A 12,170-nucleotide genomic window follows, 5' to 3' on the forward strand; every position below is an offset into this window, starting at 1 on the left:
TAGCCAGGACGACGCGCATGTGGCTCGGGGCGGTATAGTTCCAAGGTTGAATTCCGGAGTCTCGAGCCCTTAATTCCTCTTGTGGTTTTATTTTACCTCACTCGAGAACCGCGGAATTGCTTGACTAACGAGCGATCTCCAGCCATTCGGCGCGCGCTTCGCGGGTCCACAACTGGGGATTCGCCGATTGGCGCCACCCCCTTTTTGGGGCGGGACACGAACACTAGGAACGGAAACCAGCCATGAAGGCTCTTACGAAGGCCACCCGGTCGATCAAGCCGGCCGAGGTCGAAAAGAAGTGGCACATCATCGACGCCGAAGGTCTCGTCGTCGGTCGTGTCGCGGCGATCATCGCCAACCACCTGCGCGGCAAGCACAAGCCGAGCTACACTCCGCACGTCGATTGCGGTGACCATGTTGTCGTCATCAACGCTGGCAAGGTGAAGTTCACCGGCAAGAAAATGAACGACAAGGTTTACTACAAGCACACCGGTCACCCGGGCGGCATCAAGGAAACTACTCCGGCCAAGGTGCTGGAAGGCAAGTTCCCCGAGCGCGTGCTCGAAAAGGCTGTCGAACGCATGATTCCGCGCGGCCCGCTTGGCCGTGCGCAGATGCGTGCGCTGCATGTATTCGCCGGCACCGAGCATCCGTATGACGGCCAGAAGCCCGAAGCGCTCGACGTTGCCTCGATGAACCGCAAGAACAAGGTTGTCGCATAATGGCCGACGAAACCAAGAACGAAACCGTTTCGGATCTCGCCGATCTGAAGGACATCGCCGGTGACGCGCCTGAAGGCGACGCTTCCGATATCGCGGCAACTGCCGACGTTCCGCTGCGTGAGCAGGAACTGGACAAGGAAGGCCGTGCGTATGCAACCGGCCGCCGTAAGGATGCGACTGCCCGCGTGTGGCTCAAGCCCGGCAGCGGGAAGGTCATCGTCAATGGCAAGGACCAGGAAGTGTACTTTGCACGTCCGACGCTGCGCCTGATCATCGACCAGCCTTTCACGATCACCGATCGCCAGGGCCAGTACGATGTCGTCGCCACCGTCAAGGGCGGCGGACTTTCGGGACAGGCAGGCGCCGTGAAGCATGGCATCAGCCAGGCTCTGACCAAGTACGAACCGGCCCTGCGCAGCACCGTCAAGGCTGCTGGCTTCCTCACCCGCGACAGCCGTGTGGTCGAGCGTAAGAAGTACGGCCGTGCCAAGGCACGCCGCAGCTTCCAGTTCTCGAAGCGCTAAGCTTTATTCGATCTTTGGATCACCAGGGGGGCGGTTCCGCAAGGAGCCGCCCTTCTTCTTTGTCCGCAATGCGCGTCAGTGCACTGGCGGATCGACGCGCGGGACCTGCCGCACGGGTGCCACCGGCTCGCCCTCGTGACGCGGCGGCATGGCATTTTCGGGGACGTCGTCGATTTGCATGTCGCGGGTTTCGATATGCTCGAGATTGCGCACGCAGACTTTCAGCGTGCTGCCATCCCATTCGATTTCGTTGAAACTGGGCGGTGTCGAACGGGTCCGCTTGGACAGGGTACCTGCCCCGACCATGCGCACCGCACCTTCCTGCGTGTTTTCCAGAATATCGAACGCGTCATGCACATGGCCCGACAGGACTGCCTCGACGTTACGCTTCGCCAGTTCCCGCAAAGCGTGGTCACCATGCTTTGTAAGAGCCGTCCCCTCCGTGCCGACTTCGCGAAGGGGGTGATGGACGGCAACCAGAACCCGCGTACCCTTCGGCAGGGAATCGATCTTTGCTAGGCACCGTTCCAGCGCGCGCGGGCTGACCCAGCCCTTCGACCAATTGAGACGCGGCTGCATGCGAACCGCAGTCTTCAGCGGCACGATGGCAAGCGAGCCGAGATCCAGCTCTCGCTCGACCTTTTCCTGCATGCCGCGAAACCGCTTGTACGGTGTGGCAAACCGCTCGAACAGATTGAAGTAAGGCAGGTCGTGATTGCCCACGCCGACGGTAACGGGCGCATCCAATGAATTGATCCACTGCGTTGCCGCAGCAAATTCCCGATGACGCGCGCGCATCGTCAGGTCCCCTGTTATCGCCACCGCATCGGGGCATTTATCGGAGATTTCCTGCTTCACCCAGTCGAGTGCGCGGTTGTTCTCAAGTCCGAAATGGATATCGGAAAGGTGGAAAATGCGGCGAAATTCAGTAGCCATGCGCAGTCGCTAGCAGATCGACCGGGCATTCAGCCACCGTGAATTCGGCACGGGATTCCAGCTGTGCCGGCTCCCCGTCGATAAGGATGTTCAAAGGTTCGCCGGCACAATTTTCGATCACGAGCCGGTCGAGCAGGCCAAGGCGTTCGTGCGGACCTTCGCGAAATCGGCGGCGCAACACGGCCCAGCTCTGCTGCAGGAATTCGCCTGCGTTCTCGAGCGGATAGCCATCGGTCTGCATGCCGCGGTGGCTGGGGGTCAGCTCGATCAGCGGGTAGCCTTCCTGATCGCCGATGGCGGGATCTACCATTCGGACGCGCGCACCGCCCGTCGTTTCGGCCAATGCATCACTGGCACCTTGTGCTAGGCTGGCGACGTCGAAATCCCGCATGGCTTCGCGCACGCCGGCCCAGGCCGTGCCCGGCCCGACAAGCAGCCCGGCATGCGCCCGCCCGGCGTCGCAGCATGCCATCAGCGGGCGGATCGCCCGGTAAGCGCCTCGCGCAATGCGATCGAGGACATCTTCGCAGGTGGCTTCTTCGCCGTGGAGCCTGACACTCAGCAGATTCATCGTGCCGCCGGGCAACACGAGGATTTCCCCATCCCAGCCGGAAGCGGCCTCGATCACCGCATTGAGACTGCCATCGCCGGTAAAAACGATCAGACGCGATACGTTTCCGTCTTCGAGTTCACGGGCGGTCGGAAGATCATCGGCTGGAAATTCTATCCTTCTTTCTTCGCCAAGACCGTGAGCGGCGAGAGATTGATCGAGAGCCCTCAGGCCAGCATCGTCATTGCTGCCACTGCGTGAATTGACCACCAGCCAGGTTTTATGGGACGACATGCCGAGAAAGCGCGGAACCGACGTCGCAGTTCCCGACGCTCAGACTCTACCGTTGAGTAGCAGCCATGCCGTTACCGCGTTGAGCGCGCTATAACAGCCATAGACCCATGCTGCAGCGGGCCAGCCGTTATCGCTCAGGGCCATTGCAACAATCAGCACGCAGAACTCTATCACTAGGGACAGCTTTCCGCCGTTCGCAGTGAAAGATTGCGGCAGAGTATCGAGCATCGGGTGGTTCGATTCCAGAACCGCCTTGTGAACCGCGAAGTTCACGGTGCCGAGAACAAATAGGATGCCAAGCAGCATAACGGACGTTCTAGGCCATTCCGGACCGTGCTGCCAAATCCCTTCTCCTCGCCAGCCTTAGCGCCCGGCCATTGCCTTGACCTTTGGTAGGTAGGTCCGCCCGATACGCAGGGTTTCGCCATCGTCCAGTTCGACCGACCACACGCCAAGACCGTCGTGGCGCAGGCCCGTTATACGATCTTTGCGAAGGATGGTGGACCGATGGATACGAATGAACTTTGCAGGATCGAGCCGTTTTTCCAGGCCCGCGATGGTTTGCAGCAGAAGATAGGTCCTGGCAGCGTCGTCACTACCGACATGCAGGCGGACGTAGTCGCGCTCGGCATCGATCCGATCGACTTCCGACGTCGCTATGCGGATGAGTTCGGAGCGATGCGGAATCCATAGCTCATCCAGCCAGGCGCTTTCCGACCTGCTTCCTTCACCGCGTCGCCCTGCGGCCCGCGACACCGCCCGCTCCAGCCTTTCAGGCTTCACCGGCTTCAGCACATAATCGACCGCATCGAGATCGAAGGCTTCGACTGCGTAATTGTCATGTGCCGTCACGAAAACCACGGCCGGACGCTCCGTCTGTTTGGCCAATGATTTCGCGACCGAGATACCATCCACTTCAGGCATCGTCATGTCGAGCAGGATGAGATCGGGCTTGAGGGCATCGACCAGCCGCAGCGCCTGCGCCCCGTCGCTCGCCGTGCCGACGACCTGAATGGCGGGGATCTTGGCGCAGATGACCTGCATCCGCTCCACAGCCAGAGGTTCGTCATCGACGATTAGCGTCTTTAGCGTTTCGACCGGATTTTCAGCCATGCTTCACCATCGGTAGTCTCAGTTCGGTTTCATAGCCGGTCAGCGTTGCACCGGAAACGATCGTTGCCGCGTTGCCGAAGCGCGCCTCTATCCGATCCCGCACATTCGCCAGGCCGATTCCGAACCCATGCTTATCGCCCGCGCTTCCCGGACCGTCGTCGCTCACCGTCAGTACGAGGCGCCCGTATTCTTCGCGTGCCGTAATCGATATCGTCACGGGCTTGCTGGAAACCGAAACGCCGTATTTGACCGAATTTTCGACAAGGGGCTGCAGGATCATGCCTGGCACCTTGTAGCCTGCAAGTTCGCTGGGAAGATCGACCCTGACCCGAAGCCTTTCGGGGAAACGAACCGATTCGATTTCGAGGTAATGCTCCTGCAGATCGATCTCGTCCTCGAGGGTCACATCGCCGGTCGAATCGTCGGCCAGGCTGTGGCGATAGAAACGGGAGATTGTCTGGATCATCTGTTCGGCCCGTTCGGCCTTGCCGGTCATCACCAGTGCGGACAGCGAATTGAACGTGTTGAAGAGAAAATGCGGATTCACCTGATATCGTAACGAGCGCAGTTCGGCCGCCTTTGCCGCGCTGCGGAAGCGCTCGCCCCGCCGCTCGGCAGCGCGCGCCTGCGCCCCTGCGAGCAAGGCGAGAAACAGCGCGGCCCATGCCAGCAGCAGGAAGTAGCGCCCGATCGCGAGATCGAAGGTCATCTTCCATTGGTCGAGCGCCGTCGGCGCCGGCGCAATCAACACGCTTTGGGGCAGCACGTCCTCGACATCCTCGTTCATTTGCGTGCGCGGAAGGTCGATCAGGAGATTACCGGCATCGTCGCGCCTGAGAGCGATCCCCCGATCCTTGCCCATCTGCTGCTCGACCTTCTCCTCGATCGAATCGAAGACCCAGCGGTTGGCCTGCGCGATCATGATCGCCCCCGGCATCGAGGCGATCAGCGCCACCGCGATCTTGATGCCGAGTGATCGCTGCTCGACGACGCGCAGGCATAGCCAGAGCAAAGCGGTGACGCCTACCCCGATCAGACAGACGAGGGCACGGCGCCACAGGAGCTCATCCTGGAATTCGAGGCCGACGATCGCGCCGCGCAGGGTGATGAGCAGGAAATAGCACAGCCACACGCCGACCATGGACGCGAACACGACCTTTACCGGTACGGGCTCGTCATCGGGACTTATCTGGGGTTCATTGGTCGACACGATTGAACGTGTGCCCATTCGCTCCCGCAATTGCCAGAGCCGCGGTCGACAGCCCTGTGTGGTTGGTCGACTGGCCTGCTATTCGGCAGGCTCGAATTCCCCTTCGGCGATCCGGCGACGCCATTCTGCCGGGGCAAGCGTGTGAACATTATTGCCCGCGGCATCGACCGCTACTGTGACAGGCATGTCCTCGACCTCGAATTCGTAGATCGCTTCCATGCCGAGATCTTCGAAAGCGACGACCCTGGCGCCCTTGATGGCGCGGCTGACGAGGTAGGCCGCGCCGCCGGTTGCCATCAGATAGGCCACCTTGAACCTGCTGATCACCTCGACTGCGTTATGGCCGCGCTCCGCCTTGCCGATCATGGCGAGGAGGCCGAGGTCGAGCATCGTTTCAGTAAATTTGTCCATACGCGTGGCGGTGGTGGGGCCGGCGGGGCCGACGACTTCGCCCATGACGGGGTCGACCGGGCCGACGTAATAGATGGCGCGGCCCTTGAAATCGACCGGCAGCGGCTCGCCGGCATCGAGCATGTCCTTGATCCGCTTGTGCGCCGCATCGCGCCCGGTGAGCATCTTGCCCGACAGGAGAAGGCGGTCGCCATGCTGCCAGCTGGCGACTTCTTCCGGGCTCAGGGCGTCGAGATCGACGCGCTTGGCCGCGGCGTCCGGCTTCCATGTCACCTGCGGATATTCGTCCAGCCTGGGCGGCTCGAGATAGGCTGGCCCCGAGCCATCCAGCGTGAAATGTGCATGCCGTGTGGCGGCACAGTTCGGTATCATTGCCACCGGCTTGCCGGCAGCATGGCACGGCGCGTCCAGAATCTTCACGTCGAGCACGGTCGACAGGCCCCCAAGCCCCTGCGCGCCCACACCCATGGCATTGACCGCATCGAATATGTCGATGCGCAGCTGTTCGATATCGCTTTGCGCGCCGCGCTGCTTGAGCTGGCCCATGTCGATAGGATCCATCAGGCTCTGCTTGGCAAGCTTCATGCAATGTTCCGCGGTGCCGCCGATGCCGATGCCCAGCATCCCCGGAGGACACCAGCCCGCGCCCATGGAAGGGATCTGTTCCAGCACCCAGTCGACGATATTGTCCGACGGGTTCATCATCTTGAACTTCGACTTGTTTTCGCTGCCGCCGCCCTTGGCAGCCACGTCGACGCCGATCGAATTGCCGGGGACCATCTCCACCGAGAGCACGCACGGCGTATTGTCGCGTGTATTGCGACGCGTGAACGCCGGATCGGCAAGGATCGAGGCGCGCAGCTTGTTGTCCGGATGATTGTAGGCACGGCGAACCCCTTCATCGACGACTTCCTGCAAGGAGCGTTCGCTGTCGAGGCGGCAGTTCATGCCCCATTTGACGAAGACGTTGACGATACCGGTGTCCTGACAGATCGGCCGGTGCCCTTCGGCGCACATGCGGCTGTTCGTCAGGATCTGGGCGATTGCATCCTTTGCCGCGGGCCCTTTCTCGGCCTCGTAGGCATCGCCCAGGGCGCGGATGTAATCCATCGGATGATAGTAAGAAATATACTGGAGGGCGTCGGCGACGCTCTCGATAAGGTCGTTTTCGCTGATGACAGTCATGTCGCTCATCGCCGCAAATTCCCATGTTGCAGATTTGCGCTCCCCGATAGGCGCGTTACCGGCCATCGGTCAAAGCGCTTGGCCCAAACCGGCCATGCGCCTAAAGGCATCTGATGCTTGCACAAGCGTATTATTGATGTAATACAGTTCGCGGAATGACCATGACATTGACCTCTACCCGCCCCGATTATGCCGCCGCCCGGAAGGCGATGATCGATAGCCAGCTGCGCACGAGCGGCGTGAACGAGACTTTCGTGCTCGATCGCATGAAGGCCGTTCCGCGCGAAGATTTCGTACCTGAAAGCGCAAAGGCCACGGCCTATATGGATAGAGCCATTCGCCTTGAAGGCGGCGGCTTCCTGCCCGCTCCCCTGTTTCACGGTGCGATGCTGGCAGAAGCGCGGCCGGCATTGGACGACCGGGTTCTGATCGTGGACGCCGGTAGCGGATATCTGCCGGCGCTGGTCACACCGCTGGCCGACAAAGTCGATGTGATCACTCCGGAAGAAGCCGCCAACGGTGACAAGCGTGGAAAGTATACGCTCATCCTGGTCGATGGCGCGATCGAGCATGTGCCCGCGGCGCTGGCCAAAATGGTCGAAGATGGCGGCCGTGTCGTTACCGGCATGGTCGAACGGGGCGTCACGCGGCTCGCCACCGGGCGCAAGTCCGGCAAGGCGCTGGCACTGCTTCCACTCGCCGAGATGGGAATTCCGCGGCTCGGCGCGTTCGACCGGCCACAAAGCTGGAGCTTTTGATGCGCCGCGCCGGGTTTGTCAGTGTTCTGAGCATCGGGGCGAGTGCCTTCGCGCTCGCGGCATCCAACCCTGCGCAGGCAGACACACTGCAGGAAGCGCTGACCAGCGCTTACGAAAACAACCCGATCCTGCTGGCAGCAAGAGCAGGTCAGCGCGCGACCGACGAAGAAGTTCCGATCCAGCGCGCCCAAGGCCTGCCCACCGTCAGCGTGGCGGGCGCCTACACCGAATTTCTCAAGCAGAGCGCCGTCCAGTTCGCCGCACCTGATCGAGTGGTCCAGATTGGCCCCACGTTAGAAGTACCGATCTATTCGGGTGGCGCCGTCAAGAACTCCCTGAAGGCAGCGAAGGAGCGCGTTTCGGCCGGACAAGCCGATCTGCGTGCAACCGAAAGTTCGGTCTTCAGCCAGGTCGTCGCCGCTTACATGGACGTCTTGCGCAACGAAGCGATCGTGTCGCTGTCGGCCAATCAGGTCGAAGTCTTGGGCGTCAATCTTCGGGCCACGAGCGACCGGTTCGAAATAGGCGATCTCACGCGCACCGACGTGGCGCAGTCGCAATCCCGGCTCGCGCTGGCGCAGAGCGATCTGGAAAGCGCGCGGTCGAACCTGATCAGCGCCCGCGAAACATACATTCGGTTGGTGGGCGAGGCGCCGCAGGATTTGCAGGCACCCCCCGACCTTCCGGGCATCCCCGCTGACGTGGAAACAGCGGTCGATGTGGCGCTGGCCAACAATCCCGACCTGATCGGCGACAAGGAACGCGCCGTAGCCGCGGGTTTCGACAGCGAGGTGGCGGGATCGGGACGAACCCCGCGTGTGTCGGTTTTTGCCGGCGGCAATTACACCGATTATCTGGGCACGCTGGGCGGCAATCTGGCCGGCGTGTCGCAATCCGAAACAACATCCAATGCCGGCGTACGTCTGAGCATCCCGATCTTCCAGGGCGGTTTGCCCGCGGCGCGCCAAAGGCAGGCGCAGGCTCGCGAGTCGGCGGCGCTGGAACAGGTCATCGCTACCGAACGCGACGTGATCGCGCAGGTCCGCGCCGCGTGGGCAAGCTGGCAGGCATCGCTGGCGGTGATCGATAGCAGCCAGGTGGCCGTCGATGCCGCATCGCTCAGCCTGGAAGGCGTGCAGGCGGAAAATTCGATCGGTACGCGCCAGATTCTCGACGTGCTGAATGCCGAACAGGAATTGCTGAATGCGCGCGTGCAGCTTGTGACGGCCCGCCGAAACGCCTATGTTGCGGGCTTTTCACTGCTTGCCGCCATGGGCCGGGCGGAAGCGCGCGACCTCAACCTGATGGGCGAAGGAATGCTTTATAATCCTGCGCTCAACTACGAACGCGTCCGCGGCAAGATCTGGGATTGGGACCGCGATCCGGACCCTGAAGCCGAAGCGACCCGAACGGTGGACGTGCCTGCGCCGGACGCAAGCTATCCGACCGATGGTGAAAACACTCTGGAATCAGGCTATCGCGTTCGTGTACCGAATCGGGAAGAACCGATTCGTTAACAGGGGCCTGACAGACAATGCAGCAACAGGGTGAACCGTCGGTCGAAGAAATTCTGGACTCGATCAAGAAGGTCATCGCACGCGACAATCGCGAAGGCATGATCCTCGAGCGCCGTCGGCGTTCTTCGCCCGGAAGCACCGAAGAAAGCGCATCCCCGTCTGACGAACGCGAAACGGACGAAGTCCTCGAGTTGGCCGAAGAGATCGCTCTCGACGATGCATCTGCAACCTCCGGCGATGGTGGCGAAAGCGCCGATTCCGATACGGACGCGCTGACTCGCGGCGATACACGCGACGCGATGCGGCAGAACTTCGCTGCCCTTGCGATGCTGGCCAAGCCCGGCAAGCAGCCGCAGATCGTACGGTCTGGCGAAACGTCACTGGAAGGTCTGGTGCGGGAAATGCTGCGACCGATGCTTGCCCAGTGGCTGGACGACAATTTGCCTGGCATGGTGGAAGACCTGGTGAAGGCGGAAATCGCGCGGATCGCCGGCAAGCGCAGTTAATCAGGCTCCTTTGACCTCCAGTTCCAAATCCACGCGCAAGGCCGAAAAGGCGCTGGCGAAGACCGGGGGCGCATCAGCAGAGCGTCAGATTTTCCTGTGCGCCATTTCGGAAAAGCAGAAATGCTGCCGCCGCGAAGAAGGCAAGGAAGCCTGGAACTACCTCAAGAAGCGCCTGAAGGATCTTGGCCTTGTCGGGCGCGAAGGAACAGTCCAGCGGACCAAGGCCGATTGCCTGCAGATCTGCGAAGCCGGGCCTATTGCAGTCGTCTGGCCCGATAACGTCTGGTACCATTCCTGCGGACCGGAGGTGCTCGAGGCGATCATCCAGCGCCATCTGATCGCTGGCGTCCCGGTCGAAGAATATCGGCTGCGCCCGGCCGATTAATCGTCGTCGCGAAGACGGTCTTCGATGGATTCGTCGTGACCCGTCCCGGACGACAGGAAAACCAGGCCCATCAATGCGCTGGTCAGCAGCATGGTGAACCCGATCCCTAGGGCAGATGCGATGTAATAATGGATCGAGATTTCCTCGTGTCCATATTTGTACAGCAGGGCCAGGGCGATGGCGACGACCCCGACAGTCAGCAGGAACATGAACCGCATGATCCGCCGATAACGCGCCCAGGCAAACGCAGCCTGTTCAGGATCGTCGAGGGGAGATTTCTGAACCATCGCCACCGCACATGGCCGTCATCGCACCGTGATTCAACGCCCGCCTGCTTCCGATTCGCTTTTTGCCTGTGAAACTGGCATTCTAGGTGAACAGCAACGGAGGAGATCTCGCATGGAAATCAGCCGACTGATCGAGGGACGGGCAAGTTCGAACGTCATATCCTCGACTGTGGACGCGCCGGTCCGCGAAGCGATCGCGCTCCTTGCATCGAAACGCATCGGCGCGGTCCCCATCATGGAAGGCGGCCGAATCGTCGGCATCTTTTCCGAGCGCGACGTGATCTATCGTCTGGCCGACGAAGGTGATGCCTGCCTGGAGCGTCCGATCGGCGAGGTGATGACCGCCCCGGCCATCACCGTCGAAAGATCGGCGACCGTTCTCGATGCGCTGGCTCTCATGACGAAGCGCCGGATCCGCCATCTGCCTGTTGTCGACGGGGAGACGATGTGCGGGTTCATTTCGATCGGCGATCTGGTCAAGGCGCGTCTGGACGAGATCCAGCACGAGGCGGAAGCCATGCGCGAATATATCCGTACCGCTTGAGACCGGGCTCGGGACAACCTACATCCTGGCCATGACAACAGCACCCACCCTGACCGACGCTGCCGCTGCCCGTATTGCGGCAATCGCCGAAAAGCAGGCCAAGCCTGCGATTCTGCGTCTGTCCGTCGAAGGGGGCGGCTGTTCGGGCTTCCAGTACAGGTTCGGGCTCGCCGAAGACATGGACGACGAGGATTCGATCAGCGAGAATGCCGGCGTGAAACTGGTGGTCGATGCCGTCAGTCTCGACCTGGTAGCGGGTAGCACCGTCGATTTCGTCGAATCGCTGGGCGGAGCCGCGTTCCGGGTCGAAAACCCGCAGGCGGCTGCCGGCTGTGGCTGCGGTTCCAGCTTCGGCATTTAGATTAGACCCGCGCTGGCGTTTCGGGCATCAGGTCCGCCATGCGTATCGCCAGCTTCAACATCAACGGTATCAAGGCCCGCCTGCCTCGTCTCAAGGAATGGCTTGAGGAAACCCGTCCGACCGTCGCCTGCCTGCAGGAAATCAAGACGATGGACGAAGGTTTCCCCGCGGACGAATTCGAGGCGATCGGTTACAAAGCCATCTGGCATGGCCAGAAGGGCTTCAACGGCGTGGCCATTCTGGCCGACGGTGTAGAGCCCAAGGAAATACAGCGCGGCCTCGGCATCGACGGCCCGAAAGAAGGGGAGGGTGAACAGGCCCGCTATCTGGAAGCCGACGTAAACGGCGTACGGATCTGCAACCTCTACCTGCCCAATGGCAATCCGCATCCAGGGCCCAAGTTCGATTACAAGCTGGCCTGGATGGAAAAGCTGCGCGAGCGGACACGCCAAATCTGGGACGAGGAAGTCCCGGCGGTCATCCTCGGCGATTTCAATGTCATCCCCGAAGACAAGGATGTCTGGTCCGTCAGGGCCATGGCGGACGATGCGCTGATGCAACCCGAATCACGCGATCACTATGCGCGCTTTCTTTCCGATGGCTGGACCGATGCGATCGACACGCTCAACCCCCGGGGCGGCGTGTGGACCTTCTGGGATTACCAGGCAGGCGCATGGCAGCGTGACCACGGCTTCCGCATCGATCATCTCTTGCTGTCGCCCCAACTGGCCGACCGCATGACGGCCGCAGGTGTCGACAAGGCCTATCGCGGCAGGGAAAAGTCGAGCGACCATACCCCGGTCTGGGTGGACCTGAGGGACTGAGGCTGCGCGAGGGGGCCCTGTATGGGCTGCTCCTGCACAACAG

General features: G+C 61.4%; 16 protein-coding genes. 9 read left to right on the top strand and 7 right to left on the bottom strand.

Features of this window, described 5'->3' with window-relative positions:
- Nucleotides 1-242: 242 nt before the first annotated feature.
- On the top strand, nucleotides 243-722 hold the full coding sequence (rplM, locus tag AC13F2_RS07690; protein ID WP_482964999.1) for a 50S ribosomal protein L13: 480 nt from the start codon (nucleotides 243-245) through the stop codon (nucleotides 720-722).
- On the top strand, nucleotides 722-1,246 hold the full coding sequence (gene rpsI / locus AC13F2_RS07695; RefSeq protein ID WP_103024758.1) for a 30S ribosomal protein S9: 525 nt from the start codon (nucleotides 722-724) through the stop codon (nucleotides 1,244-1,246). The genes rplM and rpsI overlap by 1 nt, the downstream gene beginning before the upstream one ends.
- Nucleotides 1,247-1,321: 75 nt before the next feature.
- On the opposite strand, the gene AC13F2_RS07700 is transcribed toward rpsI, so the two are convergent.
- From AC13F2_RS07700 to AC13F2_RS07725, 6 genes are read right to left on the bottom strand one after another with little or no spacing between them, the layout of a single operon-like run.
- The gene (locus AC13F2_RS07700; protein ID WP_301642011.1) at nucleotides 1,322-2,182 is read right to left on the bottom strand and encodes a metallophosphoesterase family protein; all 861 of its coding nucleotides are present in this window, start codon (nucleotides 2,180-2,182) and stop codon (nucleotides 1,322-1,324) included.
- On the bottom strand, nucleotides 2,172-3,026 hold the full coding sequence (locus tag AC13F2_RS07705; protein WP_221596768.1) for a diacylglycerol/lipid kinase family protein: 855 nt from the start codon (nucleotides 3,024-3,026) through the stop codon (nucleotides 2,172-2,174). Before AC13F2_RS07705 ends, AC13F2_RS07700 begins: the two co-directional genes overlap by 11 nt.
- A gap of 39 nt (nucleotides 3,027-3,065) precedes the next feature.
- The gene (locus AC13F2_RS07710) at nucleotides 3,066-3,332 is read right to left on the bottom strand and encodes a hypothetical protein (RefSeq protein ID WP_221596770.1); all 267 of its coding nucleotides are present in this window, start codon (nucleotides 3,330-3,332) and stop codon (nucleotides 3,066-3,068) included.
- A gap of 57 nt (nucleotides 3,333-3,389) precedes the next feature.
- Complete coding sequence (locus AC13F2_RS07715; protein WP_103024754.1) at nucleotides 3,390-4,139, bottom strand: LytR/AlgR family response regulator transcription factor; 750 nt, start codon at nucleotides 4,137-4,139, stop codon at nucleotides 3,390-3,392.
- Complete coding sequence (locus AC13F2_RS07720; RefSeq protein ID WP_103024753.1) at nucleotides 4,132-5,367, bottom strand: sensor histidine kinase; 1,236 nt, start codon at nucleotides 5,365-5,367, stop codon at nucleotides 4,132-4,134. The genes AC13F2_RS07715 and AC13F2_RS07720 overlap by 8 nt, the downstream gene beginning before the upstream one ends.
- 60 nt (nucleotides 5,368-5,427) lie before the next feature.
- Entirely contained in the window at nucleotides 5,428-6,945 is a 1,518-nt protein-coding gene (locus AC13F2_RS07725; RefSeq protein WP_435304229.1) for a fumarate hydratase, read from the bottom strand.
- A gap of 161 nt (nucleotides 6,946-7,106) precedes the next feature.
- Here AC13F2_RS07725 and AC13F2_RS07730 point away from each other — a divergent pair, with 161 nt between their 5' ends.
- From AC13F2_RS07730 to AC13F2_RS07745, 4 genes are read left to right on the top strand one after another with little or no spacing between them, the layout of a single operon-like run.
- Nucleotides 7,107-7,703: a protein-L-isoaspartate O-methyltransferase family protein gene (locus AC13F2_RS07730; protein WP_482965000.1), complete on the top strand. Its 597-nt coding sequence runs from the start codon at nucleotides 7,107-7,109 to the stop codon at nucleotides 7,701-7,703.
- Nucleotides 7,703-9,220, top strand: coding sequence for a TolC family outer membrane protein (locus AC13F2_RS07735; protein WP_196847259.1), 1,518 nt, complete (start codon nucleotides 7,703-7,705; stop codon nucleotides 9,218-9,220). The genes AC13F2_RS07730 and AC13F2_RS07735 overlap by 1 nt, the downstream gene beginning before the upstream one ends.
- A 17-nt stretch (nucleotides 9,221-9,237) precedes the next feature.
- A complete protein-coding gene (locus AC13F2_RS07740) occupies nucleotides 9,238-9,726 on the top strand; it encodes a DUF2497 domain-containing protein (RefSeq protein WP_482965001.1) in 489 nt (162 codons plus the stop codon).
- A 10-nt stretch (nucleotides 9,727-9,736) separates the two neighbouring features.
- The gene (locus tag AC13F2_RS07745; protein WP_482965002.1) at nucleotides 9,737-10,111 is read left to right on the top strand and encodes a (2Fe-2S) ferredoxin domain-containing protein; all 375 of its coding nucleotides are present in this window, start codon (nucleotides 9,737-9,739) and stop codon (nucleotides 10,109-10,111) included.
- On the opposite strand, the gene AC13F2_RS07750 is transcribed toward AC13F2_RS07745, so the two are convergent.
- Nucleotides 10,108-10,398: a hypothetical protein gene (locus tag AC13F2_RS07750; RefSeq protein ID WP_103024749.1), complete on the bottom strand. Its 291-nt coding sequence runs from the start codon at nucleotides 10,396-10,398 to the stop codon at nucleotides 10,108-10,110. The two genes, AC13F2_RS07745 and AC13F2_RS07750, sit on opposite strands and share 4 nt — an antisense overlap.
- Nucleotides 10,399-10,510: 112 nt before the next feature.
- Here AC13F2_RS07750 and AC13F2_RS07755 point away from each other — a divergent pair, with 112 nt between their 5' ends.
- The 3 genes from AC13F2_RS07755 to xth are packed head-to-tail and all read left to right on the top strand — an operon-like array spanning nucleotide 10,511 to nucleotide 12,127.
- Nucleotides 10,511-10,942 (top strand): CBS domain-containing protein, encoded by a 432-nt coding sequence (locus AC13F2_RS07755; RefSeq protein WP_103024748.1) that lies wholly within the window; start codon nucleotides 10,511-10,513, stop codon nucleotides 10,940-10,942.
- Nucleotides 10,943-10,973: 31 nt separating this feature from the next.
- On the top strand, nucleotides 10,974-11,303 hold the full coding sequence (locus AC13F2_RS07760; RefSeq protein ID WP_103024747.1) for a HesB/IscA family protein: 330 nt from the start codon (nucleotides 10,974-10,976) through the stop codon (nucleotides 11,301-11,303).
- 38 nt (nucleotides 11,304-11,341) lie between these two features.
- Nucleotides 11,342-12,127, top strand: a complete 786-nt coding sequence (gene xth / locus AC13F2_RS07765; protein ID WP_482965003.1) for an exodeoxyribonuclease III — start codon at nucleotides 11,342-11,344, stop codon at nucleotides 12,125-12,127.
- Nucleotides 12,128-12,170: the final 43 nt, after the last annotated feature.

The organism is Qipengyuania sp. L-5Y, from assembly GCF_056859455.1.